The organism is Adlercreutzia sp. DFI.6.23 (genome assembly GCF_024462535.1).
Classification (GTDB): domain Bacteria; phylum Actinomycetota; class Coriobacteriia; order Coriobacteriales; family Eggerthellaceae; genus Adlercreutzia; species Adlercreutzia rubneri.
Genome location: NZ_JANGBP010000010.1, coordinates 21,245 through 46,828, shown reverse-complemented (window position 1 = coordinate 46,828; position 25,584 = coordinate 21,245). Strand labels below are relative to the sequence as shown.

Below are 25,584 nucleotides of genomic sequence, written 5' to 3'. Positions count from 1 at the left end.
TCCAAGCAATCCCGAAGCCGCATTTGGGCAATAATTTCGACTTGTTAGACTTTCGCCCCCCTTGGCGACCTCCGCTTTGAGCTATATTGGGCAGAAAACGACCTAATTGCCCGGAAAATCTGAGAATATCTCCCAAGGAGACTCTAACAACTCGAAATTCTTGCTCCAAACAGGCCCGACTATTGGATGGAGGCGTCCGTGAACGAAGAGACCCCCGAAACGATGGCCAGAGGCGAAATGCCTACTGGCGAAAACGTGCCCCACGAAAGGTGCCCCCGACAGCCATTGGCTACCGAACGCCTTGACGCCGAGACGGTAGGCGAGGCGGTTTACGACGCCATTCGCCAATGCGCCGTGACGTTGCGGCCCGATTTCCAGAAGGCCGTGGAAGCGGCACGCGATGAAGCGGCGCCGGAGAGCCGGGAGGCCGGCGTGCTCGACCGCATCCTGGAGAACGCCCGCATCGGCGTGGCCGACAACGTACCTATCTGCCAAGACACCGGCAGCGTGTGGGTGTGTTTGGAAGTCGGGGAGGCGCTCGCGGTGCCCGGCGACATCTTCAGCCGCGTGAACGACGCGGTGGCCCGGGCTTACACGGACGGCCGTTTGCGCATGTCGCTCGTGCGCAACGCCCTGTTCGACCGCGCCAACACTGGCGACAACACGCCCGCCTTCTGCGAGCTGAAACTCGTGCCCGGTGCCGGCGCCGTCCTGCACGTACTGTTGAAGGGCGGAGGCTCCGACAACGCCTCCCGCGTGGTCATGCTGCCCCCCGGCGCGGGCGCCGCCGGCGTGCGAAGCGTGGTACTCGACTGTGTGCGCGAGAAGGCGGCCAACGCCTGCCCGCCGCTCGTCATCGGGCTGGGCGTGGGCGCCACCTTCGACAAGGTGGCGGGGCTCGCCAAGCACGCCCTTCTGCGCGAGGTGGGAAGCCCCGCCGCAAGCGCCGAGGCGGCGGCCTTCGAAGAAGAACTGCTGGCGGAGGTGAACGCACTGGGCATCGGTCCTGCGGCCCTGGGGGGCGCCCCCACGGCCCTGGCCGTGCACCTGGAGACGGCCCCTTGCCACATCGCGGCCCTGCCCGTTGCCGTGAACATGGGCTGCTGCGCCATGCGCAGCGCGTCCATCAAATTCATTTAGCGCCCCACCCCGAAAGGAACCCCCATGGCGAAAACCGTCTCCCTCACCCTGCCACTGACCCGCGCGGACCTCGCCGATTTGGAGGCCGGCGACGAGGTGCTGCTCTCGGGCCCCGTCTACGCCATGCGCGACGCCGGCCACGAGCGCGCCCTGCAATGCTTGGAAGACACCGGCCGCCTCCCCTTCGATCTGGAAGGCGCCACCCTCTTCTACGCCGGCCCCACCCCCGCGGCGGCCGGGCGCCCCTTGGGCTCGGTCGGCCCCACTACCGCCAGCCGCATGGATTTCGCCACGCCGGCGCTCTTCGAGGCCGGCATCGTCGCCGCCATCGGCAAGGGCAAGCGCAGCCCCGAAGTCGTGCGTTCCTGCCAGGAAACCGGCAGCGTCTACCTCTGCACCGTCGGCGGCATCGCCGCGCTTCTAGCGAAATCCATCACCGAAAGCGAACTTGTCGGCTGGGAAGACCTCGGTACCGAGGCTCTGCGCAAGCTCACCCTGAAGGACTTCCCCGCCTACGTCGCCGTCGACACAAAAGGCGGCGACCTCTACCGCAAGATAGAAACCGCCGCCCAATAAGCTCGACAATCCAGCACTACTCGATCCAAACCAAGCCAACCACGCGAGAAGCGCTCGGAGGTGCCTGATCGCAGACCTCTGAGCGCCCCCTGGAGAACGCGATAGTTAAGAAATAGCCCCACGTCAGCAGCAAGCGTGCCGGGATGGGACCGACTTATGTGCGTTCCTTCCGCTATTTCTTTGATCGCGTTCGGAAGGGGATAAAGCGCTCAGCGGGCTGCGATCAGGCACCTCCGAGCGCTTCCCCGGCAGAACTACTTTTTGGAAGCCGTCTTCCGGCCGCCCCTGGAGCGCGCCCCCTTCTTCTCGGCCTTCGCCTTCTCTTCCTCCTCCTTGCCCGGGCAGTCGAAGTTCGGGCACAGCTTCCACGGCCCGCGAGCCGTCTTGATGACCACCATAGGCGCGCCGCAGTGCTCGCATACCTCCTCGGTGGGAACGATGTCGCCGTACTGGGGCAGCGGGTAGCGCGTCTGGCACTCGTCGAAGTTCTCGCAGGTGATGGAGCGCTTCAGCGTGCGCGGGTTGCGCCGGGCGATGAGGTTCTTGTCGAGGCCGCGCTCCACGCACACGGGGCACTTGCCCACCACGACCTCGGGCTCCTGGTTGGAGGGGCAGGCAGGGTCGATGCACTGCACCCGGGGCTTGCTGCGGAAGGCGGTCACCTTCACCTGGGGCATGCCGCAGGTGGGGCACTTCTCGGGCACGGCCTCGATCTTGCCCTTGGGAAGCGGGTAGGTCACATCGCAGTCGGGCCAGCCGGCGCACCCGATGAACATCGACTTGGTCTTGTGGCTCGCCTTCAGTTGCAGATCCTTGCCGCACTTGGGGCACGGACCTACGTAGGCATCGGCGGCCACGGCGTCGGAGAGCGCGTCGGCCACCTCCTCGGAATGGGGCATGAGGTTCGCCAGCTCCTGCGCGAGCAGGTTGCGGGAGGTCTCCACCACCTCGGCCTTCGTCTGCTCCCCGTCGGCGATGCGGTCCATGGAGCGCTCCAGCTCGGCGGTCATCTCCGCATGGGTGATGTGCGGCGCGAACTTGTCCAGGGCGTCGATGACGGCGATGCCCAGCTGCGAGGGCTCGATGGGGTCGTTCTGCACGTACTTCACCTGGTAGAGGCGCTCGATGATGGAGGCGCGGGTCGATTTCGTGCCGAGGCCCAGCTTCTCCATCTCCTGGACGAGCTTGCCCTGGGAATACCGCGCCGGCGGCTCGGTCTGCTTTTTGGTGCAGGTGGCGCCGTTGAAAGCGATGGTGGCGCCCTCGGAGAGCGCGGGGAGCTGCTCGTCCTTCTTCAGCCCGTAGGGGTAGATGGCGCGGAAGCCCGGCTCGGCCAGCACGTCGCCCTTGGCCACGAAGGGCTCGCCGGCCACATCCAGCGTCACCTTCGTGCCCTCCACGGTGGCCGGCCCCGAAAGGGTCGCCAAGAAGCGGCGGGCAATGAGGTTGTACAGTTTGTAGTCGGCCGCGGACAAATCGTCGGGCGTGGCGGCCGCCGTGGGGTAGATGGGCGGGTGGTCGGTGGTCTCGGTCTTGCCGCGCGTGGCCTTCAGGGGGGCGGCGGACAGCAGCTGCTTGCAGTAGGGGCCATAGGCGGGGTTCGCCGCGATGGCGTTCACCACCTCGGCCAGATCCAACGAATCCGGGTACACCGTGTTGTCCACGCGGGGGTAGGAGATGTAGCCGTCCATGTACAGGCTCTCGGCGATGCGCATGCAGCGGGCGGGACTGATGCCCTCGGCCGAAGCGGCAGCCATGAGCGAGGTGGTGTTGAAGGGCACCGGCGCCGGAACCTTGCGGCGCTTCTTCTCCACGGAGGCCACTCGCGCACTCACGGCGCCTTCCACGCGGGCCATGGCGGCCGCAGCCTCGGCCTCGGCCTTGAAGCGGGCCGTGGCATGGGGCGCCTCGAAGGCCTCGGGGCCGTCGCCGGCGGTGGGGCCGGCCGCAGCGACACCGTCGAAGGCACCGCGGATGACCCAGTAGTCCTCGGGCACAAACGCCATGCGCTCGCGCTCGCGCTCGACGATGATGGCCAGCGTCGGCGTCTGCACGCGCCCGGAGGAGCGCACGTTGCCGTAGCCGGCGAACTTCACCAGCGTGAGGTAGCGCGTGAGCACCGCGCCCCAAATGAGGTCGATGTCGCGGCGCGACCCGCCGGCGGCGGCCAGGTCGTCGTCCATGGGCACGAGGTTGGCGAAGGCATGGGTGATCTCCGGCTTCGTGAAGGCGGAGTAGCGCGCCCGCGACACCGGCGCCGTGGCGTTCACCTCGCGGCAGCACGACAGCGCATCCGAGCCGATGAGCTCGCCCTCGCGATCGAAGTCGGTGGCGATGACGATGGAGTCGGCCTTCTTCGCCAGGTTCTTCAGAGAGCGGATGATGTCCTTCTCCTTAGGCAGCTTCTCGATGGGCGCGTAGATGAGATACGGCAGCGCCTCCATCTTCCACCCCTTGAGCTCCACGCCGTCGGCGGTGAAGGGCTTCTTCTTTTTGAAGGGGGGCTTGGCAAGGCTGTCCGGCACGACAGCGGGCAGCATCTCGCCCTCGGCGGTGACGCCCTCCCAGCCGCCACGTTTCTTGTAGGTAAGGCTCGGGGTGAAATCGGGCTCCAGGATGTGGCCGCGCAGGCCGATGGTCACCCACTCCTCCCCTTCGACTTCGAACCGGTAGACCGGCGTGTTGAACACCTTGTCGGCTTTGGGCTTGGAAGCGCCCAGAAGATCGGCGATCTTCACCGCCGCGTCGTTCTTCTCCGTAACGACCAGTTTCACGGAACCATCCTCCTTCTCGGCCGCGTGATGCGGCCCTCACGTTCGCACGATTTACCCCACCTTGAGATTTTTACGTGCGCGGGGTTTTGTCTGGGCAGCCGCGCCGCCTTGGGGCCGCGCGAATGCGTGGGGCCTAGGATACACGATTTGCCGCGAAGCCGTGCGAGAAAGTCGTTGAATCCGCGCGTCCCCGCATGCGGCCCCGTTTCGCGCTCGCGCGCCCCGCGCCTGAGATCCTTCGCCTGCACCGCATTCGCGCACGAAACCGTCCTCGCAAGGTTCCCGTAAGGTCGATGACCGTTTCATGGGCGTCCCGTAGTCGATTTATGAAGACGGATCCTGCGGGTTACCATAGATGCCGGACGCCGTCGAATCGCAGCATTCGACCCGCGAATACCGAGCATCAACGTACCCCCGGCGGCGCCTTCGCGCAACGTGACCCACCCCGAGGAGATTCCGTGGACAGCAAGATCATCAAAGCCTTCATCGGCCTCATTGCCGCCTTCATCCTCGTCATCGCCGTTTTCGGCATCCTGCCCCAGCTGGGCATGAAGGGTCCCTTCGAGAACTTCCAGAACCCCCTGGCCGGCCTGTTCGAGGGTGGCAAGAACGCCGCGGCCAATGCGGCCCTGGACGTCTCTGGCCTGAAATCGAAGGCCGAGAGTTCCCTGCGCGGCAACGCCGATCGCATCGCCGAGGCCACGGGCATGTCCTCCTCCCAAGTGGACGCCGCCATCGACGCGCTGGACATCCAGAGCTGGGAGGTGACGAGCCTGCCCGAGGGCGCCGAGAAGACCGGCTCGGCCAACGTCAGCTACAGCGGCACCGACGCCACCATCACCACCTACGACGACCCCTCCGTCGTCACCGTCACCGCCATGGGCCAGGACATCACCCTCGCCGTCCCCGACTCTGCTCAAAGCTACTTGCCGTTCCTGAGCTATTTGGGGTAGGCCACCAAAGTGCCGGACGCAGCCGCTGAGACTGCGGATTCAAGCAAATTTCACCCAACGCGGGCCGCCTTGAACCAGCCGCGCTCTCTTGCCCGCGAAATCTGGCAAGTTTTTTGAGGTTTTCGACATCGTCCCCCCCTAGCTGCCCCATGCCAAGCCAAAATCTTCCTCTGCAGCGACTTCGAGCTGGGAAAACACCACTTCATCCCCAGTGGGTATCCTCGCCTCCCGGCCCCTTACGTCGAATCCTCCAAAAACTCGCCACTTCGAGCCATCCAAAACAGCACGCAACGAGAAGGGCCACCCCCGAGCGACCCTTGCAACCATTCCCGGGCCATCCCCACTCCGTAAGTCGCCTTTTGTCGGCGAGGACTCTTCGGCAACCATTGCACAACATCGCACCGCAAGCATAATCGATTCGAATGACCCTCTCTCTCGTCGACAGTAACCTACTCGCTTCCGGAGAACCTGACCTCGTACTCTTGCCCAATAGCTGACCCCACCGTCGTCACATATTGTGCGAGCAGTGTCTCCGCTCTCTTCCTGGCGCGCTCCAAGAGCTCGGGGCTGTTCTCCACAGCCGACACCATTTCCGACTGAGCCGTTTGAAGCGCGAGACTTTGATCCATTGTTTCGATTTTCGTCAGCAACCCTGTATCAGCATAAACATCCGAAAACGATGTCTCATCGATTTGCGGAATTCCGAGAACCTGCGCTTCGGGAACGAAAACGGTTACCACGTTGCTTGCGTCAGGCCCCTCAATTCGCACCTGCGAAACGTCAACGCCAAGCTCAACGCTGCCGTCGTATTCAAACCATGCCTTCTTGTAGCCCACATTGATGCCAAAAATGATATCAGTACCGTCGTTGTAGATTTCTGCCACGTTATGAAAGGTACAATCTATAGTTGCGAGGTCAGCGATCTTCTTATACCCAGAAAAGTCGGGTTGTTCTTGCTTGTCGCACCCGGAAAGACCCAGCACGATAAACAGCGCCACGACAGCCACAAACAGCTGCTTACTCTGCCTCATTCTGCATCCCCTCTCGCCCAGACTCCTCTTTCGCGGAAACTTCCTCGAATTCGATCTGCCAAGCACTATCAAGTAAAGGTCTGATTAGCGCTTCGACGGTTTCACGCACGCTTTCCATCGCTTCAGTGCGAAGCCCCGCATCGCTGAACTCACTCGCGACGTCCTCCTTGCAGAGAGCAATCACATCTCGAACATCGGCCGTAGCGTTTTCTGGCAAGTAGCCGAACTTCGTTTCATCCAAAACTGGATCGGATATCTCCACATCTGGAAGCAAAACGGTAACCGACTTATCCTCATTGTTCACGCGAAAATCAATCGCAGACATGTCGTAGCTTGCTCGCACATGAGCTTCGTACTTAACTCGATAGTCTACGTTCTCCGCCCAAAGAAATTGACTCGTCTTATCCGCAATACCTTTATAGGTATAATCGACTACTTCCAAATCTCCGATGTCTACGGCACTTTTCAGCGTCGCGTCAGAGAGGTACTGCGTTTCATCGTTGTCGAGCGCTAGCGGTAAAGCGACCCCGAAAATCAAAATTATAAGAATCGCCACAACAACGAGACCGAGGATCTTGATCTTCAGCGGAACTTTTCTGAGAAAAGCCCTCCAGGCGCTTCCTCGACCTCCCACGAGTTCGTCAGGATCCTCTCTATGTCCACTTTTGCGCAAACGGTTTTCCCGTCCGTCGAGAGAAAGCTCCTCCTCGCTCTCCCAGCTGGCGAGTTCTTTGGGGCGTTGCGATTCGTTCTCCAAAGACGTTTCCTTCCAATCACCTACATTGCTTACACCACTTGCTCAAGACGATCATCTCGTATATCGTCTCTTGTGTAGGAACACATCCGATTACCCCACTCTGGAGGCGACATGAAAGTATTGCCGTACATCGTTGGAATCATTGTAGCAATTGTTGCAATCATTCTGCTTGCCAGTTCTTTTGGGATCATCGATATTCGTCTATGAGTCTCCCATCGCGCCTTCCGCACCCGCAACGGCACAATCGTATACGCCGCATCTAGGCACTAAGCTCCATTCTCCAAGTCGTACAGTTTTTCATAGACCCTAGCATTCACCTCGTTGTAATAAGCCAAATCTGCTGGAGAGAGCGCACCCGTGTCAACTTCGTTCATCTTTGCGGTCATGTCCGTGTACCGCTCCATGTAGGTATTGAAATCATCCAGCATTTCGGGAGCGTAGTCGGTTGACTCTTCGTATTTGTCCATGAAAGCGATGTACTCATCGAAGAACGCCTCATAGCTGTCCATATATTCTTTGAACGAAGGGGTGACCTCACCCGAAGCAGAAGCACCGCCCGTAGGCTCTTCGTCTTGATTAGTCTTTTGGTCGGGGGCATCCGTCGCCGCGCCATCATCGGCACCGACGTCCTCTTCGCTTCCGCCATTGGATACCCCCGAGCCACCCGACTCTTCTTCTTTTGGTGCTTCCAAGCTAAACGACATATAGCTTTTGTCCTCGTCGTATCCCAGATGGAGATAGTACCCTTCTTCGTTCCAGGCCCAAAAAGCATCGTTGTTCTTCGTGTATTCCACCGTAAAGCCTGCATCTTCGCAAGATGCCACATAGGCCCCGTACTGCTCACGCGTATAGTTACCAACATCCCCGTTGAACCACTGCGCTTTGTCGTTGTATATCACTCCATAGCTCGATTCGGGAGCCGGCAGCATCGCCCCCAGCCCCCGATCCGGCCATTGCATTTCTGCAAAACGATCCGTTGGATCGTGCCGATAATTTTCTAAAGCGGCCCTATCGCAGGCAGGGGCAATGGCCACGCCTGCAACAAAACATGCAACCGTCAGAGCCAGCAGCGCTTTCCTCAAATTTCCAAGCAATGAGAGATTCATAGCTCGATCCTTTCCAGACTATTCATCGTGCGTCAATTTGCGCACCACAATGACCGCACTGGGCAATGGCGCCGCGAGGAATGCTGTTCTTTGCACCACAGCTCGGGCACTCGACAACAACCATCTCCGGCGTAGCGTGTTGTTGGTAAGCCACTGCTTGAGGCCCCGGAACCTGACGATTACCGGCCGGGGCAGCCACAGACCCTGCCATCGCCGAAACGACACGGTTATTCTGTTCGTCAATGGCGGTATTCGTCGCCATCCCTCTTTTGATCATCAGCTTCAAGTTCCTTTTGACCACTTCTGTCGTCGTTCCCTCTGCAGAGGCAATCTCGGAAATCGATCCGGACGGGCTGTGAGCCAGAAGTGTTGAATAGCTTCGGTACGCCTTCACGAGTTGGCCCCATTCAATTCCGCGAACCAAAAGATAGGCGCCAAGAAACAACATTCCTACCGTACTGAAAACAGCTTGAGAGCTGTACAAATGGCCTTGGCCCAAAGAACTAAGTGCTCCCAGCACGAACAACACGCCGAGAACAATCTCCACCTTGGTTGCCGTCTCTCCTTTAACTCTCTCCTGTCCCATGCATCTTTCCTTTCTTCCGTCGTTCTGAATCAGAACGACCCCTTTCTGCTGAAAGCCTCTTCCGCTCGACGTTGTTGAGTAAGGCACGCAATCTGATTGAGCTCCCTTTCGGCTGCCGAAACGTCATGTATGCGTATCGCTTGATGCGCCCTCTCTATGGCATCATCGATTTCGCCATCAAGCGGTAAGACGATCGAGCTATCGCCAAAACGAAGACCATCTGCGACCCTCATGGCAAAGTCTGAAAGCTCACCATTCTTGCAAGAAGCGCTCATCGCTCTCAAGCGCGCAACCCGCTGATCCATTGATCGTACGGTAGCTTTGAGCGAAGTATTTGAGACCCTAAAGAATTTCAGGGCGTAACGCACCGCCACTACGAGCACGGAGAAGACAATGATTCCAATCATGAGCGCTGCCATCACGCTGTTAGCGACCATCGGAGCCAGCCTCCTCGGAGTTCTCTGTCCCCGGCACACCATCAGAAGCGACAGCATGTCCGCATTGTCCGCAGAACTTCATTGATGCTGCAAGAGGCGCGCCGCATTCCGTGCAGAAGCCTGCGTCTTCGGCGGCAGCCCCCGGAGCGGGCTTCGCCATATCCCAACCACAGCTTCCGCAGAACTTCTGCCCAGAGGGAACCGCACTTCCGCACGAGGGGCACGTCCGCGAAGAACCAGAGACATTCAAATTGCGGGCAACATCTGCGAAAGCGCCGCCGACCCCGCCGCCCATGCCGATTCCCATCCCAAGGCCCAATCCTGCGCCCATGAGGTCTGATGCGGTAGAGCCTGGATTGGTAGCCGCTCCTTCCAGCGTATCGAACGAGCGTTCCTGCACGTAGGTGTATCCGAGCAGCTCCATCTCGGCTCTTTTAGCCAATGCCTGCTTCAACGTTACAACGGCCGGATCGTCTTCCGGCACGCTGATGTCGTTGACGAAGAAATTGGTGAGACTGATGCCGTATTCAGCCATGACGGGCTCAATGCGTTCCTGAAGGTAGTCCGACAACTCGTCAAGGTAGCGATTGATCTCGAGGATGCCTATTTTGCGCTCGATGATGTAAGTAGAAATCGCATCCTTGACGCGAGCTACGTACACGCCGCGAAAGTACCGCATAATATCGTTCTTGGTGAACGAGGGTAACGTGCCCACAAGCTTCACCAAGAAGCGCTTCGCGTCATCTATCTGAATACCGAAAACGCCGTGAGACCTTACGGGGACGAACACTCCGAACACAGGGTCCTGAATCTGGATAGGCGAAGGCGTGCCCCATTTGACATCGAGGTTGAACTGCTTGCTGACGAACCAAACCTCTGCGCTGAATGGCGACTGACCGCCAAAGGGCAGATTGATGATCGTTTCCAAGAAAGGGATGTTGTTCGTGCTGAGGGTGTGGCGCCCGGCCTCAAAGACATCGAGAGCTTGGCCGCCCTTGAACAGAATGGCTTGCTGCGATTCGTTCACGATGAGCTGGGTCCAAGTTCCCAGCTCGCTGTCGGGGTACTTCCAGGCGAAAACGTCAGGATTGCCGTCGTACTTGACGACCGAGACGATGGCCATGCGGCCTCCTTCTTTCCTCGTCAGTCTCTCCATAAGCTGCGGCTTCATATTTGAAGTCGGTTCGTTAATGGTAGCACATATGCTTTCCCCATGAACATCGAACAGAAAAGACAGGCCCTGGGAAAGCGCATCCGTGCCGTGCGCGAGGAGCAGGGGCTTTCCCAGAGCCAGCTGGCCCTCATGATCGGCAGCAGCAAGTCCCACATCTGGCGCATCGAGACCGGACGGGTCGGCGTGGGCATCGATGATTTGGGCCGCATCGCCGATGCCTTGGGCTCGCCCGTGCGCGACCTGCTGACCTTCTAGCCGCGCTCGGGGAAGAGCTCGACCTCTCGGGCAGCTTGCGCCATCCTCTCGAAAAGCGCTCCATCAACAACACTTTCGCCATCGGGGTCGATGAGCGTTGCAATCTCCTTGTCCTCGAAGGCGTTTTGCAGATACCCCGCCACCGTCTCGAAAAACTCCACCATGGTAGCCCACCCCTCGCCATCGAGCTCCGCGGCTTCCGGCACGGGGTAGCCGCACGAGCGGCAGACGAAATCGACGAGGAACACCACCTGGTTTTCGGAAATGGAAGGTTGCGCATCGCCTCCGACGCCACCTTCGATCATCGCCGAAAGCTCCAAGGCCATCGACTTCAGCCACACGAGAAACACCGCGGACTGCAGAAAGCCCGGTGTCGCCTCTCCGCCCACCTCGCTGGCAAACTCGGCCTCCTCGCTGCCGTCCTCGAAGAGCGTCCAGATACCCAGCAGGTCGAGGTCGTCAACCTCGAAGAAATAGGTGCAGAACCACGTCCTCAGTCGTCGCACCGTAGACTCTATATGGGCGAAGGGATCCTCGTCTTCGCCTCCCAAGAAGTCGACGATGATCGCGCCCAGCTCGTCCCACAAGTGCTCCAAGCCCGTATCGTCCATAGATTCCCACCGAATAGCTTTATCGGCATAGGCGGGTGAACTCCGCACAAGTTCGGCGAACGCGTCCACCTCGGAGGTACCGAAGGCCAAGGTTTCGAAAAGATCGTCACCGACGATCTCGGCATAGCGCGCGAACAAAATGAGGTGCTGCAGGTAGCGCTCCTGAGCGCGCAATTCCTCGATGCGGTCCGCCAGAGCATCCGTCAGACTCCTCTCCCCGTCGAGAATCGGGGGCATGTCCTTGAGCTCGAACCCGTAGGAGCCCAGCACTACGATCTGCTTGAGCCGATCGATGTCCTCGGGGCTGTAGAGCTTGCGGTTGTTGGCCACACCCTCCCCCGAGCGCTCCGGGCACAGAAGGCCCTTTTCGTCGTAATGCTGGAGCGCCCTTGTCGTCACGCCCGTCAGCTTCGCCACTTGGCCCGCCGTCATGGGCCACTCGCAGTTCTCGCGTATCAGATCGTTGCTCGTCTGCATCTTCGGTTTGCGCGGCATGCCCTTCGCCCTTCGTCTCTTCCGCCAGACTTCCGCCGCACAGCATAAACCTCAACCCGACGTTGAGGTCAAGAGATTTCTTTCCCCCTACCGCGCGCCCTTGAGGCGGCGCTGGTAGGCGCGGACGATCTGCGAGAGGGTGAAGCAGACGACGAAGTAGATGAGGGCCATCAGCCCGAAGATGGCGAAGATCTGCACCGTGGAGTTGTAGCTGTTCATGAGAATCATGCCGCGGCCCATGAGCTCCTGCAGAGCCATGGCGCCCCACAGATACGACGTGTCCTTGATGGTGGTCACGAACTGCGAGAGCAGCGCCGGCACCATGTTGCGCAGGGCCTGGGGCAGGATGATGTACAGGTACATCTGTGGTGCCGAGAACCCCTGGGAGCGGGCGGCCTCGTACTGGCCCGCTGGCACGCTGGCCAAACCGCCGCGGACGATCTCGGCCACCGAGGCCGCGGTGAACAGCGTGAAGGCGAGCACCGCCGCGGGCAGGGGCGGCAGCTGGGCCACGAAGAACGTGAACATAATCCACAAAAGCAGCGGGGTGTTCTTGAACAGCTCCACGTAGGCGATGGCGAAGCCGCGCAACAGGCGGGAAGAGGATCCGCGCATGATGGAGATGACGGCGCCGAGCACGATAGAGCAGGCGATGGCCAGCGCCGAGATAATAAGAGTGAGTCCGAGCCCTTCCAAAAGGAAGCGGATGTTCGTCCAGGTGAGCAAAGCGGCGATGTCGCTCATTTCCGGCCTCCTCTCCGGCCCTTGCCCCTGCGACGGCCGCCGGTGCGGCCGATGGCGCCGCGCACCCGGGCAAGCCCGTGCCGATCCCGCGGCGTGCGGGGCGCCACGGTGCGGCGGTCGGGCCATGCCGGCGCGTCGATGCCGTAAAGTTCCGCATACGTGAGGTAGCGGCCCTTGTCCGCCACCGGGGGCACCAAGGTGCTCGTGCCTTCCACCATGGTCGTCACGCCTGCGGCCATGGCCTGGGCGGCCGCATGCCCGGTGATGTCGTGGGTGCCCGGCGTCACCTCCAGGGCGTCGGCCGCAAGCTCCTCGGTGGCGTCGCCGGTGGCCACATGGCGATGGGTGCCCATGCGCCTCTCCAGGTACACGGCGGCCCGGGAAAGCGGGAAGCAGATGGCGAAGTACAGCACGGCGGCGGCCACGTAGGCCGGCCCGTAGTAGCTCGTGTCGCCGGCGAAGGAGTTCGCGAAGTACATGAGCTCGCCGCCGGCGATGAGCGCGAGCACGGAGGTGTTCTTCACAAGGTTGGCGGCCTGCACGGCCAAAGGCGGCAGGATGATGCGCATGGCCTGGGGCAGGATGATGAGCGTCATGGTCTGCACGGGAGAGAACCCCTGGCTTTTAGCCGCCTCGAACTGACCGCGGTGCACCGAGCCGATGCCGCTGCGCACCACCTCCGACATGTAGCCGCCGTGATAGGCGCCGATAGCGATGACGCCGATCCAGAACGAGGCGATGGTAAGCCCGAGCAGCGGGAACACGGCGTAGAGCACGAACACCTGCAAAAGCAGCGGAATGTTCTGCACCGTCTCCACGTAGACGCGCGTGAGGGCGCGCAGGATGCGGAAGCGCGACACGGCGAACACACCGAAGACGAAGCCCAGAACGAGCGCGATAACGAGGGCCAGCGCCGAGATGGCCGCGGTCATGCCGAAGGCGGCCAGGATGTCGGGCCAGCGCGCAAAGAGCGCCTCCCACTTGTAGGGCGCGAAGATCTCCGTCATCGGGACGCGCCCCCTTCCGCGGCCGCCCCATCGTCGGCCGGATCCCCCTCCCCCAGGCCCGTGCCGCCGGCTTCCTGCTCGGCTTCCACGTCCGCCTCCGTGACCAGCGACAGGCCCCAGCGCTCCTTCAGCGCCCTAAGCGTTCCGTCGGCCTCCATGGCCGCGATGGCCTCGTCGACGGGCTCCGAATACTCGCCGCCCTTCTTCGTGGCCACGCCGTACTCCTGGGGCGCGAACTGCGTCGGCAGCAAGTAGGTGCTGTCGTCCTGGTAGCCCAAAAGAATGGAGCTGTCCACGGAAAAGGCGTCCACGCGCCCGGCCACGAGCGCGATCTTGATCTCGGGATAGGTGGCGTACTCGGCGAACTTCAGCGTGATGCCCGCCTCGGCGGCGGCCGCCCCCAGCTTGTTCTTGGTGGTGGCCGACAGCGCCACGCCCACGGTCTTGCCATCAAGGCCCGCCAAATCGGTGATGCCCGACTTCTTCAGCACGAGCACACCGATATGGTCGATATAGTAGGGCCGCGAGAAATCGTAAGTCTTCTTGCGCGCATCGGTGATGGTAAAGGTGGCGAGCGTCGCATCCAGCGTGCCGTTGTCCAGCATCGCCCCGCGGGTGGTCACGTTCACGCCCACAATCTCCAGCGCGTTGGGATCGCCCTTGATCCGCGCGGCGAGCTCGCGGGCCACGTCCACCTCGAGTCCCTCCACGCTTCCCGTCTCGGGGTTCTGGAAGCCGAAGCCGGGCACGTCGATCTTCGTGCCGACGCGCAGCACGTCGCCCGCAGGCGCGCAGCCGGAAAGCGGCAGCACCGCGCCACCCAAAGCCGCGCCCGCCGCGGCAGCGCCGGCCAACCGCACAAAGCCGCGCCGCGTGAGATACGTCCCGCGCATCCCAGTCATCCCGTTCACCCCAACCGTTTTGCCCGTCACGTTCATCGCGCACCCCCTCACAGTATCTTGGAGAGAAACGCCTGCACGCGCTCGTTGGAATCGGGACCGAAGAGGTAGGCCGGCGTGCCCTCGTCGACCACGAGCCCGTTCTCCATGAACACCACTTTGTCGGCGGCGTCGCGTGCGAGCCCCATTTCATGGGTGACCATGACGATGGTCATGTTCGTCTCGGCCAGCGACTTGATGACGTCGAGCACTTCGTTGACCATCTCCGGGTCAAGGGCGCTCGTGGGCTCGTCCAAAAGCATGATCTTCGGGTGCATGTTCAGCGCGCGGGCGATGGCCACGCGCTGCTGCTGGCCGCCGGAGAGCTGGTCGGGGTACTTGTCCAGCTTGCTCGTGAGCCCCACGCGCTCCAAGTAGGCGCGCCCCGCCTCTTCGGCCTCGGCCTTCGGTACCTTCAGCACCTTGGTGGGCGCGAAGGTGACGTTTTCCAACACGGTCTTATGGGGATAGAGGTTGTAGCCCTGAAACACCATGGCCACCTCGCTGGCCAGCTTGCGCGTGTTCACCTTCTTGGCCATCATGTCGATGCCATTGACGGTAAGCTCGCCGGAATCGGGGCGCTCAAGGCCGTTGATGGAACGGATGAGCACGCTTTTGCCCGAGCCGGACGGCCCGATGACGACGACCTTCTCGCCTTCTGCCACGTCCAGCGAGACGCCCTTGAGCGCCTCCACTTTCCCGAAGTTCTTCTTAAGATCCTTGGCGGATATCAGTGGCTCCATGCTCCCACGCTCCCATCCGGACCGTCATCTCGAACAGTTACGGGGAAATTCTAACGTTCTGTCAATTAGTCGTGGTTTCGCTGGCGCTACGGGTTTTTCACAGCTTATTGACGGCGTGGGTGGAAGGAGGCGCAGCAACGTCGACCGGGAAGCGGTGGCGGGGCGGCAACGTCTACCGGAAAGCGGCGGCGGCGCAGCGACGCCGATCAGGAAGCGGTGGGCGCTGTCTTTGCTGCCGCCTTCGCCTCCTCGGCATCCTCGCGAGCGAGCACGGCCTGCATGGCGGCGATGGCGCACTCCATCTGGGCGTCGTCGGGCTCGTGGGTGGTGAGGTACTGCATCTGCATGCCGGGCCACAGAATTACCTTCACGAGCGGGTTGTCCGGATGACTGCCGGCCCACTTCACCGTGATCTCGTAGGAGATGCCGGCGATAACGGGCATGAGCACGATGCGGGCCACGATGACCAGCACGAGCTTCGGCATCCCGTCGGGCACCCCGAAGCCGGATATGATGGCGTTTAAAGGGAAGATGGTGTACACGAGGATAGCGATGACCATGACCATGATGAGGAAGGCGGTGCCGCAGCGCACGTGCAGGCGCGGGAACTGGCGGGCGTTGTCGGGGGTCATGGGAAGGCCGTGCTCGAAGCAGTGGATGGCCTTGTGCTCGGCGCCGTGGTACATGAACATGCGCTTGATGTCCTCCATGCGGCCGATGAGCCAGATGTAGAAGACGAACACGGCCACGCGCAGAAGGCCGTCCACGATGTTCCAGGCCAGCGTGTGGTCGTCGTACTCCCCCACGATGAGGTTCGTGATGGCCGCCGGCGCCACAATGAACAGCACCACGCCCAGCACGAGTCCCACCACCATGGAGATGACCATCTCCCGATGCCCGAAGTCGGCCTCCTCCTTCTCGGTCTCCGAGCCGTCGGTCAGCGTCACCTCGTAGTCGATAGCTTCGTCGGTCGCCTCGGCGGCGGCCTTCTGCTCGCCCTCCTCGTCGCCGAAGGCGTGCAAGGCGGCGATCTCCAGGGCCTTGAACCCCAGCATGAGCGACTCCACGAGCGCCCGGCAGCCGCGCACGAGCGGCCAGTACATCCAGCCGTTCTTGTCCTTGCCGCTCGTGAGGTCGTGCTCCTCCACGTAGATGGCGCCGTCCGGCTCGCGCACGGCCACGGCCCAGTTGTACTTGCCACGCATCATGACGCCCTCGATGAGGGCCTGGCCGCCCACGTGGGTTTTTATGGCCCCGTCCTCGGAGAACGCGCGGGACAGATCGCTCTTCTGCTTGGTCATACCGTCGTCCTAAGCCTAAAGCTGCGAGCGATCGACGCGCGGATAGGGGTTTCCGCAGGTCATCTTACCCTCGGGGCAGACGCCGTGGATGCAGGGCGCGCCGGCGTCGGCGAAGATGTACGGCGCCGTCGGACGAGCAAGCTCCAGCATCTTCCACGCCATCTCGCGGATTTCCCACTGGGCGCGGTTGCAGCAGCGCAGCTCGAAGAAGTGCAGAAGCTCGCGCACGTTCATGGTGATGACGATCTTCGTCTCGCAGGCGTTGGGCAGAAGGTAGCGCGCGTCCTCGGCGGGGATGCCGGCCGCGACGAGCGCCCGGTAGGCCTCGGCCACGGCAGCAGCGGCCTCGTCGAACAGGCGATTGCACTCGGGGTCGGCCGCCACGGAGGCGGGCTTCACCATGGGGATGTCGCCCTTGAACTTCACGTAGCGCTGGGATTGCTGGTTGAAGCTGGCGATGCGGTGGCGCACCAGCTGGTGGGTGAGCGCGCGGGAAACGCCGTCGACGGCGAAGGTGTAGCTGGCGTGCTCGAGGGTGGAGAAGTGCCCCGAGCCCATGATGGTGGAGAGCACGCTCTTCACGCGCTCCGGCGGCATGGTCTCCATCAGCTCGCTCGCGCCCACCGGCGCGTAGCACAGCCGTGCCGCCGTGGCGATGGCGCGCTCGGGGTCGGGCGTGTGGTACAGAAGCTCTACCTGCATAGCATCTCCTCTTGTTGCAGCTCTCCGCCAGTCGAAAGCATTGCGAAGCGCATGAATCGTTTCCCAAGAAGTATAATGGCTGAACGACCGACGACACGGCTTGGAGGCCCCATGCACGACGAATTTACACCCTTGCTCACCACAACGGATTGGAACGAGGAGTGGAAAGAGCTTCAGAAGGTGCGTCGCCATGCCGATGACGCGGCGTTCTGGGACAAGCGCTCCGCCACCTTCACCACCAAGGACGCCCCGAACCTCTACGTGGAGAAGTTCCTGGGATACGCGGACATCCGCCCCGGCGAAACGGTGTTCGACATGGGCTGCGGCACCGGGGCTTTGGCCGTGCCGCTCGGCGAGGCGGGGCACAAGGTGGTGGCGGCCGATTTCTCCCAGGGCATGCTGGATCAGATGCAGGCGCGCCTTAACGAGGCCGGCGTGCGCACCGTGTTTCCCAAGCTCATGAGCTGGGAGGACGACTGGCCGGCCTTCGGCGTGCGCGAGGGCATGACCGATGTGGCCGTCGCCTCGCGCTCCATTGCCACCGCCGATTTGCGCGACGCGCTCCTGCGCCTGACGGAAGTGGCGCGCCGGCGGGTGTGCATCACCCTGGCGACCGGATCCTCCCCCCGCGTCGACGAGCGCATCCTGGCCGCTGTGGGGCTGCCCGCCGTTCTCGGGCGCGACTACCTTTACGCCTTCAACATCCTGGCCGCCGAAGGCATAAGGGCCGAGGTGCGCTACATCGACAGCACCCGCGACGATACGTTCGCGAGCCCCGAGGACGCCTACGAGAAACTGGCCGCCATGATCGACGACTCCTCGGCGGTGCGCGCATCGGACACCGAACGGCAGCGGGCACGCGCCAACCTACGGGAATGGCTTACCGCCAACCTCGTTCCCAACGAGAGCGCCGGCGCCCCCGACCGCAAGGGCATTCCCCAGCTCGCCTGGCGCCTCGCCGAGCCCCGCACCGTCACCTGGGCCTTCCTCGCCTGGAACGCCCGCTAGCAACAGAAAAGGGCCCGGGAGCAATCCCGGGCCCTTTGGCGTCATGTAGATTTCTAAAACTTGAAGTTAGAGACGTTCCACGTTGCTCGCCTGCAGCTTGCCGTTCTGACCCTCGGTCACCTCGAACGTCACTGCGTCGCCCTCGTTGAGCGTCTTGAAGCCCGACATCTTGATCTCGGAGAAGTGGACGAAGAGATCCTCGCCGTCATTCTGGGAGATGAAGCCGTAGCCCTTCTCGGGGTTGAACCACTTGACAGTGCCTTCCGCCATGATACTTTCCTCTTTCCTCCCGCTCGTCTGACGAGCGGGTATAGCAATACGGGCGCGAAGCCCAGCTCCCTTTTGGGAGCGCGCTATAACTATACGCTAACTTCAGCCGATTTCCTCGGGGAATTTACGCTTCTCCATCACTTGCGGTCAGAAGCGCCTCCAAGGCCTCGTCGCTTACGGGGTCGGCTCCCAGCTCGTGGCCGAAGGCGGCAGCGACGGCGCGGCCCTGGGCCTGCCGCAGCTCGGCCACATCCGGCCGTCCCGCCTCACCGTGGTAGCGACCGGAGAGCATGAGACTGCGGGCGATATACTCCGTGAGGTGCGGATCGACCCCCGACACCTGCAGCACCGAGGCCAGCGACTCGGGCGCCAGGGAGAGCAGCGCCTCGCCGTCCAGATCGGTGGCGTCGCCCAACGCCATGTCGAGGGCGCTCGCGGCCCCGTCCGGATCCTCCTCGCCGGCCGCCCGCTCCATAGAGCGTCGAATGGCCCCCAGAAGCTGAGCGATGATACGCATCAAATAATCTTGCTCGAACATACTCGCTCCTTAACACCCTTCCGGCGGGGTGAGTCCCAGATGCTCCCAGGCGCCGGCGGTGGCCTGGCGACCCTTGGGAGTGCGCATCATGAGGCCCTGCTGCATGAGGTAGGGCTCGTACACGTCTTCCACGGTATCGGGGTCTTCCGCCAATGCGGACGCCAAGGTGGTAAGCCCTACCGGACGGCCGCCGAACTGCACACAGAGCACCTCCAGAAGCCGGTTGTCCACTGCGTCGAGCCCCAGATGGTCCACCTCGAAGAACGTGAGCGCCTCGGCGGCCACATCCTCGGTGATGGCGCCGTCGCCGCGCACCTGGGCCCAGTCGCGCACGCGCTTCAGCAGGCGGTTGGCCAGACGCGGGGTACCCCGGGAGCGTCGGGCGATCTCCAGAGCGCCCTCCTCGTCGATGGCCACGTTCAGGATAGAGGCCGACCGGCACACGATGAGCGAAAGCTCCTCGGGCGTGTAGTACTGTAGGCGGAAGGCCACACCGAATCGATCGCGCAAAGGGCCGGTGAGCAGGCCCGTGCGCGTGGTGGCGCCGATGAGCGTGAAGCGCGGCAGGTCGAGCCGGATTGATCGGGCCGCCGGGCCCTTGCCCACAACGATGTCCAGCTCGAAGTCCTCCAGCGCCGGGTACAGTACCTCCTCCACCATGCGGTTCAGGCGATGGATCTCGTCGATGAACAGCACATCGCCTTCTTCGAGGTTGGTGAGGATGGCCGCCAAGTCGCCCGTGCGAGCGATGGCCGGTCCGGAGGTGGTGCGAATGGAGGCGCCCAACTCGTTGGCCACCACCGTGGCGAGCGTGGTCTTGCCCAGCCCTGGAGGGCCCGAGAACAGGATATGGTCCGCCGGCTCGCCGCGCCCCTGGGCCGCCGCGATCATGATGCCGAGGGACTCCTTCACCTTCGTCTGGCCCAGGTAATCGTCGAGCCGCTTGGGACGCAGGGAGAAATCGAGCTCCAGGTCGTCCTCGGTGAGCGTCGGGGCCACCGCGCGGTCGCGCCCGAGCGCCGATGCCGAGCCCTGCGCTTCCGCGCCGTCCCGCGCGGCCTCGAACACCATGCCCTCTATGTCCAGATCGAATGCCATGATTTCCTATCGACTTCCCAAACGTTTCAAGGCGTATTGTAGCAGCGCGCCCTCGCCCGCGTCCTCGGGAGCGCCCCGCAAGGCCACCTCGGCCTCGGCGGAGGTGAAGCCCATGGAGAGAAGCGCCTCGGTGGCCCCCTGCACCGCCAGATTACGCGCAGGCTCAACCTCGCCCTGGCTGAACAGCGACGCCATGCCGCCCTCCAAGGTGCCCTTCAGCTCCAAGATGATGCGCTCGGCGGTCTTCTTCCCCACCCCGGGGATATGGGACACCCGCGCGATGTCCTGGGAGGCGATGGCATCGGCGAGCTCGGCCGGAGAGAACGTAGAAAGTGCCGCCAGGGCCATCTTCGGCCCTACCTTCGACACACCGATGAGCTTCTCGAACAGCGCCCTCTCCTCCTCGGAGAGAAAGCCGAACAGCGCGATGCCGTTCTCCGTCACGGACAGGTAGGTGAGCACGCGGGCTTCCTCGCCCACGGCCAGCTTGCCCAGGTCGCCCCCCGGCATGGCCACGGCGTAGCCCACGCCGGCGACATCGATGTAGGCCGTCTGCGGCGGCAGCACCGCCGCCACGGTTCCGTTCAGAAACGCAATCATGCGAACCTTCCATTCTCGTGGGTCGTGTAGCAGATGGCCGCCGCCAACGCGTCGGCCGCGTGGTCCGGCTCGGGAATGCGATCAAGAGAGAGCAGATGGCGCACCATGTACTGCACCTGGTCCTTCTCGGCCGAGCCCTCCCCCACCACGGCGAGCTTTATCTGGCGCGGGGTATACTCGCCCACGGCAAGGCCGCCCTCGGCACAGGCCACAAGCGCCGCCCCGCGGGCCTGGCCCGTGGCGAAGGCGGCCGTGACGTTCTGGCCGAACCAAACCGTCTCGATGCCGACGCATTCGGGGCGAAACCGCTCGACCACTGCGCCGATCTGGTGGTGGATCTTCATCAGCCGCTCGGCCAGAGGCTGCGATGCCGGCGTGGCCACGCACCCATAGGCCACGCACGACAGCCGCGGCCCGCACTGCTCGACGATCCCCCAGCCCGTATGGGCGAGCCCGGGATCGATCCCCAACACGATGCGCGTCTTGCCAGCCAAAAGATAAGCCCCACTTTCCAAATTCGAGTGGGGCCATTTTAGAACATATGTTTGTGAAAAGCAAGCAGAATTACGGCCGTAAGCCCATGCCGCCTTCGAGCGTCAAGGTCTCGCCGCTCATGAACTTGAAGTCGGGGCTCGCGAGCTGCACCACGACGCGGCCGATTTCGGTCTCCACGTTGCCGTAGTGGCCCATGGGGGGCATGTGCACGTTGGCCGTAAAGGCGTCGGGGTAGGCCTCCTGGAAGTTTTCCAGAGCGGCCGTCCAGGCCAGCGGGCACACCACGTTCACGTTGATGCCGTCGGGGCCCCACTCGGTGGCGGCCACGCGCGTGAGTCCACGGATGCCCTCCTTGGCTGCGGCGTAGGCGCACTGGCCTAAGTTGCCGAAGAGCCCCGCGCCGGAGGCGAAGTTGATGACCGAGCCCTTGGTCTCCTTCAGGTAGGGATAGCACGCCTGCATGTAGTAGAAGGTGGCGTACAGACCCGAGTAGATGGCCAGGTCGAACTGGTCGGTGGTGTGGTCGGCCAGCGTCACGCCGGAGGCGGAGGCCTGGGCGTTGTTCACCAGCACGTCGATGCGGCCGAACTTCTCGATGGCCTGGTCGATGACGTTCTGCACCACGGCCTGGTTGTCGGCCCCGGCATTCACGTCGGCGGCCACGCAAAGCACCTGGATACCGTATTCGGCCTCCAGCTTCTCCTTGGCCGTCTCGAGTTTCTTCACGTTGCGGCCGGTGATAACCAGGTTCGCGCCCTCCTTGGCGTAGGCCGTGGCGATGCCGTAACCGATGGAACCGGCGGATCCATCCTTGAGCGCCGCGAACCCAGCACCGGTGATGATGGCGGTCTTACCTTCGAGAAAACCCATGGAGCCTCCCTTTTCGTCCTGCGCGGGACTCCCTCGCTGCTGCACAAAGAGCCTATCGCGCGCTTACCTAAGCTTCACCCTATCAGATTTCCTCGCGACTATGTTTCCAGAATGTTGCGCGGCCCTGTTACGTCCCCGAAAGGCAAAAGGCGCCGAGCCCTGCGGCCCGGCGCCTTCCCTAGCGCGATTGGCTTTAACGTTCGCGAAAACTACTCGTCGAGCGCCTCGGCGATCTCGTCGGTGATGTCCATGGTGTGGTACACCGCCTGCAGATCCTCCAGCTCCTCCAGCTTGTCGATGAGGCGCATGACCTTCTTGGCGTCGGCCACCGATACCGCCGACGGCGTGTTGGCGATCATGGTCATCTCGGCGCCCTTCACCTGGATGCCCTGGGCCTCAAGCTCCTTCACCACGGCCATGAGATCGCCCGGCGCGGTGTAGACGATCCACTCCTCGTCGGCGTCCTCGTAGTCGTCGCCGCCGGCCTCGGCCACGGCGAGCATGAACTCCTCCTCGTCGGCAGCGGCGCCGTTCGGGCCGATGGGGTTCTTCTTGTCGCCGGTCTCGACCTCCTTGGACACCATGATCTGGCCCTTGCGGTCGAACTGGAAGGCCACCGAGCCGGAAGTGCCCAGGTTGCCGCCGGAATGGGAGAAGGCGGCGCGCACGTCGGCGGCAGTGCGGTTGCGATTGTCGGTCAGCGCCTCGCAGAGCACGGCCACACCCGCCGGGCCGTAGCCCTCGTAGACGACGGTCTCGTAGTTGGCGGCGTCCTTGCCGGAACCGAAGGCCTTGTCGATGGCGGTCTTGATCTTGTCCTTGGGCATGGAGTAGCCCTTGGCCTTCTCGATGGCGGCGGCCAGCGACGCGTTGTTGTCGGGGTTCGGGTCGCCACCCTCCTTGGCGGCCACGGTGATGTTACGAGCCAGCTTGGAGAACAGAGCCGAGCGCTTAGCGTCCTGCGCGGCCTTGCGATGTTTGGTGGTTGCCCACTTAGAATGCCCTGACATGAATAAGTCCCTTCGAAACACGAATACAACAGCGGCTTATGGTACCACAAGGGCGCGAACGGGAAAACCCAGCTGCCGCGCTGCACGGTTTTTCTACGGAAGGGGCCGCGCGCAGAGAACGAGCGCATCGCCAGGTTTGTCGGATACGCGGCTGTGGCGCGCCCCTGGAAAGAAGCGCCACGTCCCGAGCAACTCCCCGAGCAATCGCCAACGGTATCCACAGATTTCCCAATTCGTGGGTTGCGCGGGCTTCCATAAAGCACTATGATCGATCAACAATTGAACATGATCTTCAGGGCGGGGTGAAAGTCCCCACCGGTGGTACAGCCCACGACCCGCAAGTCTTGCGCTTGCGGCTGATTCGGTGAAATTCCGAAGCCGACAGTTACAGTCTGGATGGAAGAAGATAGGAAGTGCTCCCCAGCGGAGCGCATCGGACAGTTAGAAGCCCTGGAACCTTTTGGTTTCAGGGTTTTTTTCGCAATCGTCCGCTCATCTTTTCGGAAGTGGCGCCCGAAGGTCGCAGCGATGCGTTGGAGGTGAGCGATGTCCCAGAAGTTAGAGCAACTCGCACGCGACGAAGCCTTCATGGCCCGTGCGCTGGCGCTTGCCGAGAGAGGGACTGGCTGGACCAGCCCAAACCCACTCGTAGGTGCCGTTATCGTGAAAGACGGCCGCATCATCGGCGAGGGCTGGCACACCGCATGCGGCCAGCCCCACGCGGAGCGGGAGGCGCTGGCCGCATGCGACGAAGACCCCGCCGGAAGCACCCTGTACGTCACACTGGAGCCGTGCTGCCATTGGGGCAAAACGCCACCCTGCACCGACGCTATCCTGGAAGCGGGCATTGCCCGCGTCGTCGTGGGCGCCCTTGACCCGAACCCTTTGGTGGCGGGCCAAGGGTGCGCGCAGCTGCGCGAGGCGGGCACGGTAGTGGAGACGGGGGTCCTGGAAGAGGGGTGCCGGCACCTCAACGAGGTATTCTTCCACTTCATTACCACCGGGCGCCCCTTGGTGGTGCTGAAATACGCCATGACCCTGGACGGGAAAGCGGCCACGCGCACGGGGGCATCCCGGTGGATCACCGGACCCGAAGCGCGCGAGCGGGTGCATCGCGACCGGCACCGGTTCGCAGCCATCATGGTGGGCATCGGCACCGCCCTAGCCGATGACCCCGCGCTTACCTGCCGCTTGGAAGGCGGCCCCTGGCGGCAGCCGCTGCGCATTGTGGTCGACTCCCAAGGGCGCTTGCCCCTGGATGCGTTGCTCGTGCGGACAGCCCAAGAGATACCGACGCTGGTGGCGGTGGGGCCGCAGGCGAGCGCCGAGCGCACAGGCGCCCTGCGCGAGGCCGGATGTTCCGTCTGGGCGTCGCCGCCGGCGGAAGGGGGCAACGGCGCAGTGAACCTGCCGGCCCTTCTCGATCACGCGGGCAGCTTGGGCATCGACTCGATCCTCGTCGAAGGCGGCCCTGCGCTGCACGGCGCCTTCATCGACGGCGGACTGGCGAACCGCGTGCAAGCCTATATCGCCCCGAAGCTTTTCGGGGGAGCAAGCGCGCCAGGGCCGGTGGCAGGTCGGGGCGTGGCGCTGCCCGCCGACGCGCTTCGCCTTTCCTCCCCCACCGTCACCGCCCTTGGGCCCGATCTGCTCTTAGAATGCGCCGTTTCCCCTTCAGTCGAAAGCGAGGCGACACCATGTTCACCGGCATTGTAGAGGAAATCGGCACCGTAAGGACGCTGCGCCGGGGCGCCCATTCGGCCGTTCTGTCCATTGACGCGCGCACCGTGCTCGAGCGAACTCGGCTGGGCGACTCCATCGCCGTGAACGGCGTCTGCCTCACCGTCACTTCGCTGGGAGCGACCCAGTTCAGCGCCGATGTCATGCACGAGACGTTGCGACGCAGCAACCTCGGCGCCCTGCATGCCGGCAGCCCCGTGAACCTGGAGAGGGCCATGGCGGCCGACGGGCGATTCGGCGGACACTTGGTGTCGGGGCACATCGACGCGGTGGGCACGATTCGCCGCATCCAGCGCGACGACAACGCCGTGTGGTACACCATCGGAGCCGATGCGACCACCCTGCGCCACATCATCATGAAGGGATCCATCGCCATCGACGGCATCAGCCTCACGGTGGCGCGCCTGACCGACGCCGACTTCGCCGTGTCCATCATCCCCCACACCCGGGCCGAGACGACCCTTTCCCTCAAGCGCGTCGGCGATGAGGTGAACCTCGAAACCGATATGGTCGGGAAGTACGTCGAACGGTTCCTCGGCGCCCCCCTCCCCCCTCCATCCGCGACGGTCGAGAGCGGCGGTATCACCCAAGCATTTCTGACAGCGCATGGATTCTAACGAAGGAG

Annotated in this window: 28 protein-coding genes and 1 riboswitch; of the genes, 7 read left to right on the top strand and 21 right to left on the bottom strand. The window is 63.0% G+C overall.

Features of this window, described 5'->3' with window-relative positions:
* The first annotated feature begins 285 nt into the window (after positions 1-285).
* The gene (locus NE591_RS09875; RefSeq protein ID WP_231699604.1) at positions 286-1,140 is read left to right on the top strand and encodes a fumarate hydratase; all 855 of its coding nucleotides are present in this window, start codon (positions 286-288) and stop codon (positions 1,138-1,140) included.
* 24 nt (positions 1,141-1,164) lie between these two features.
* Complete coding sequence (locus NE591_RS09870) at positions 1,165-1,716, top strand: FumA C-terminus/TtdB family hydratase beta subunit (RefSeq protein ID WP_256156653.1); 552 nt, start codon at positions 1,165-1,167, stop codon at positions 1,714-1,716.
* Positions 1,717-1,970: 254 nt separating this feature from the next.
* Here the strand turns inward: NE591_RS09870 and NE591_RS09865 are convergent, their stop codons facing one another.
* The gene (locus NE591_RS09865; RefSeq protein WP_256156652.1) at positions 1,971-4,490 is read right to left on the bottom strand and encodes a DNA topoisomerase I; all 2,520 of its coding nucleotides are present in this window, start codon (positions 4,488-4,490) and stop codon (positions 1,971-1,973) included.
* Positions 4,491-4,948: 458 nt separating this feature from the next.
* Here NE591_RS09865 and NE591_RS09860 point away from each other — a divergent pair, with 458 nt between their 5' ends.
* Positions 4,949-5,443 (top strand): hypothetical protein, encoded by a 495-nt coding sequence (locus NE591_RS09860; protein ID WP_256156651.1) that lies wholly within the window; start codon positions 4,949-4,951, stop codon positions 5,441-5,443.
* A 449-nt stretch (positions 5,444-5,892) separates the two neighbouring features.
* Here the strand turns inward: NE591_RS09860 and NE591_RS09855 are convergent, their stop codons facing one another.
* The 6 genes from NE591_RS09855 to NE591_RS09830 form a co-directional block, all read right to left on the bottom strand.
* Positions 5,893-6,474, bottom strand: coding sequence for a DUF4230 domain-containing protein (locus tag NE591_RS09855; protein WP_114540366.1), 582 nt, complete (start codon positions 6,472-6,474; stop codon positions 5,893-5,895).
* On the bottom strand, positions 6,461-7,231 hold the full coding sequence (locus tag NE591_RS09850) for a DUF4230 domain-containing protein (protein ID WP_256156650.1): 771 nt from the start codon (positions 7,229-7,231) through the stop codon (positions 6,461-6,463). Before NE591_RS09850 ends, NE591_RS09855 begins: the two co-directional genes overlap by 14 nt.
* A 266-nt stretch (positions 7,232-7,497) precedes the next feature.
* Positions 7,498-8,337 carry a DUF6591 domain-containing protein gene (locus NE591_RS09845; protein ID WP_114540368.1) on the bottom strand — a complete coding sequence of 280 codons (840 nt, stop codon included), beginning with the start codon at positions 8,335-8,337 and terminating at the stop codon, positions 7,498-7,500.
* Positions 8,338-8,359: 22 nt separating this feature from the next.
* Positions 8,360-8,923 (bottom strand): hypothetical protein, encoded by a 564-nt coding sequence (locus NE591_RS09840; RefSeq protein WP_114540369.1) that lies wholly within the window; start codon positions 8,921-8,923, stop codon positions 8,360-8,362.
* 29 nt (positions 8,924-8,952) lie between these two features.
* Positions 8,953-9,360: a hypothetical protein gene (locus tag NE591_RS09835; RefSeq protein ID WP_114540370.1), complete on the bottom strand. Its 408-nt coding sequence runs from the start codon at positions 9,358-9,360 to the stop codon at positions 8,953-8,955.
* Complete coding sequence (locus tag NE591_RS09830) at positions 9,350-10,483, bottom strand: SPFH domain-containing protein (RefSeq protein WP_114540371.1); 1,134 nt, start codon at positions 10,481-10,483, stop codon at positions 9,350-9,352. The genes NE591_RS09835 and NE591_RS09830 overlap by 11 nt, the downstream gene beginning before the upstream one ends.
* A 90-nt stretch (positions 10,484-10,573) precedes the next feature.
* Between NE591_RS09830 and NE591_RS09825 the strand changes: the two genes are divergently transcribed.
* Positions 10,574-10,789: a helix-turn-helix domain-containing protein gene (locus NE591_RS09825; RefSeq protein WP_022740231.1), complete on the top strand. Its 216-nt coding sequence runs from the start codon at positions 10,574-10,576 to the stop codon at positions 10,787-10,789.
* Here the strand turns inward: NE591_RS09825 and NE591_RS09820 are convergent.
* The 7 genes from NE591_RS09820 to thyX all read right to left on the bottom strand — a co-directional run bounded on the left by NE591_RS09820 (position 10,786) and on the right by thyX (position 17,330).
* Positions 10,786-11,895 carry a MerR family transcriptional regulator gene (locus NE591_RS09820; protein ID WP_157012957.1) on the bottom strand — a complete coding sequence of 370 codons (1,110 nt, stop codon included), beginning with the start codon at positions 11,893-11,895 and terminating at the stop codon, positions 10,786-10,788. The genes NE591_RS09825 and NE591_RS09820 overlap by 4 nt on opposite strands.
* A gap of 87 nt (positions 11,896-11,982) precedes the next feature.
* Positions 11,983-12,639: an amino acid ABC transporter permease gene (locus tag NE591_RS09815; RefSeq protein ID WP_157012958.1), complete on the bottom strand. Its 657-nt coding sequence runs from the start codon at positions 12,637-12,639 to the stop codon at positions 11,983-11,985.
* Positions 12,636-13,646, bottom strand: coding sequence for an amino acid ABC transporter permease (locus tag NE591_RS09810; protein WP_157012959.1), 1,011 nt, complete (start codon positions 13,644-13,646; stop codon positions 12,636-12,638). The genes NE591_RS09815 and NE591_RS09810 overlap by 4 nt, the downstream gene beginning before the upstream one ends.
* Positions 13,643-14,584 carry a transporter substrate-binding domain-containing protein gene (locus NE591_RS09805; RefSeq protein WP_232325791.1) on the bottom strand — a complete coding sequence of 314 codons (942 nt, stop codon included), beginning with the start codon at positions 14,582-14,584 and terminating at the stop codon, positions 13,643-13,645. The genes NE591_RS09810 and NE591_RS09805 overlap by 4 nt, the downstream gene beginning before the upstream one ends.
* An 11-nt stretch (positions 14,585-14,595) precedes the next feature.
* Positions 14,596-15,327, bottom strand: a complete 732-nt coding sequence (locus tag NE591_RS09800) for an amino acid ABC transporter ATP-binding protein (protein ID WP_157012960.1) — start codon at positions 15,325-15,327, stop codon at positions 14,596-14,598.
* A 206-nt stretch (positions 15,328-15,533) separates the two neighbouring features.
* Positions 15,534-16,628 carry a DUF1385 domain-containing protein gene (locus tag NE591_RS09795; protein WP_157012961.1) on the bottom strand — a complete coding sequence of 365 codons (1,095 nt, stop codon included), beginning with the start codon at positions 16,626-16,628 and terminating at the stop codon, positions 15,534-15,536.
* A gap of 15 nt (positions 16,629-16,643) precedes the next feature.
* Positions 16,644-17,330 (bottom strand): FAD-dependent thymidylate synthase, encoded by a 687-nt coding sequence (gene thyX, locus NE591_RS09790; protein ID WP_157012962.1) that lies wholly within the window; start codon positions 17,328-17,330, stop codon positions 16,644-16,646.
* Between the two features lie 111 nt (positions 17,331-17,441).
* Between thyX and NE591_RS09785 the strand changes: the two genes are divergently transcribed.
* Positions 17,442-18,338 carry a class I SAM-dependent methyltransferase gene (locus tag NE591_RS09785; protein WP_157012978.1) on the top strand — a complete coding sequence of 299 codons (897 nt, stop codon included), beginning with the start codon at positions 17,442-17,444 and terminating at the stop codon, positions 18,336-18,338.
* Between the two features lie 66 nt (positions 18,339-18,404).
* Here the strand turns inward: NE591_RS09785 and NE591_RS09780 are convergent, their stop codons facing one another.
* The 7 genes from NE591_RS09780 to NE591_RS09750 all read right to left on the bottom strand — a co-directional run bounded on the left by NE591_RS09780 (position 18,405) and on the right by NE591_RS09750 (position 23,219).
* Positions 18,405-18,608, bottom strand: coding sequence for a cold-shock protein (locus tag NE591_RS09780; protein ID WP_016309120.1), 204 nt, complete (start codon positions 18,606-18,608; stop codon positions 18,405-18,407).
* A 124-nt stretch (positions 18,609-18,732) separates the two neighbouring features.
* Positions 18,733-19,146, bottom strand: a complete 414-nt coding sequence (locus NE591_RS09775; protein ID WP_157012963.1) for a hypothetical protein — start codon at positions 19,144-19,146, stop codon at positions 18,733-18,735.
* 9 nt (positions 19,147-19,155) lie between these two features.
* Entirely contained in the window at positions 19,156-20,244 is a 1,089-nt protein-coding gene (gene ruvB / locus NE591_RS09770; RefSeq protein WP_114540380.1) for a Holliday junction branch migration DNA helicase RuvB, read from the bottom strand.
* A 6-nt stretch (positions 20,245-20,250) separates the two neighbouring features.
* Positions 20,251-20,844 (bottom strand): Holliday junction branch migration protein RuvA, encoded by a 594-nt coding sequence (ruvA, locus tag NE591_RS09765; protein WP_114540381.1) that lies wholly within the window; start codon positions 20,842-20,844, stop codon positions 20,251-20,253.
* Entirely contained in the window at positions 20,841-21,338 is a 498-nt protein-coding gene (gene ruvC / locus NE591_RS09760) for a crossover junction endodeoxyribonuclease RuvC (protein WP_114540382.1), read from the bottom strand. Before ruvC ends, ruvA begins: the two co-directional genes overlap by 4 nt.
* 70 nt (positions 21,339-21,408) lie before the next feature.
* Positions 21,409-22,209, bottom strand: coding sequence for an SDR family NAD(P)-dependent oxidoreductase (locus tag NE591_RS09755; RefSeq protein WP_256156649.1), 801 nt, complete (start codon positions 22,207-22,209; stop codon positions 21,409-21,411).
* A gap of 209 nt (positions 22,210-22,418) precedes the next feature.
* Positions 22,419-23,219: a YebC/PmpR family DNA-binding transcriptional regulator gene (locus tag NE591_RS09750; protein WP_022740246.1), complete on the bottom strand. Its 801-nt coding sequence runs from the start codon at positions 23,217-23,219 to the stop codon at positions 22,419-22,421.
* 284 nt (positions 23,220-23,503) lie between these two features.
* Positions 23,504-23,631: riboswitch (FMN riboswitch) on the top strand.
* A 134-nt stretch (positions 23,632-23,765) separates the two neighbouring features.
* Here NE591_RS09750 and ribD point away from each other — a divergent pair.
* Entirely contained in the window at positions 23,766-24,935 is a 1,170-nt protein-coding gene (gene ribD / locus NE591_RS09745) for a bifunctional diaminohydroxyphosphoribosylaminopyrimidine deaminase/5-amino-6-(5-phosphoribosylamino)uracil reductase RibD (protein WP_197745996.1), read from the top strand.
* Positions 24,917-25,576, top strand: coding sequence for a riboflavin synthase (ribE, locus tag NE591_RS09740; protein ID WP_256156648.1), 660 nt, complete (start codon positions 24,917-24,919; stop codon positions 25,574-25,576). Before ribD ends, ribE begins: the two co-directional genes overlap by 19 nt.
* Positions 25,577-25,584: the final 8 nt, after the last annotated feature.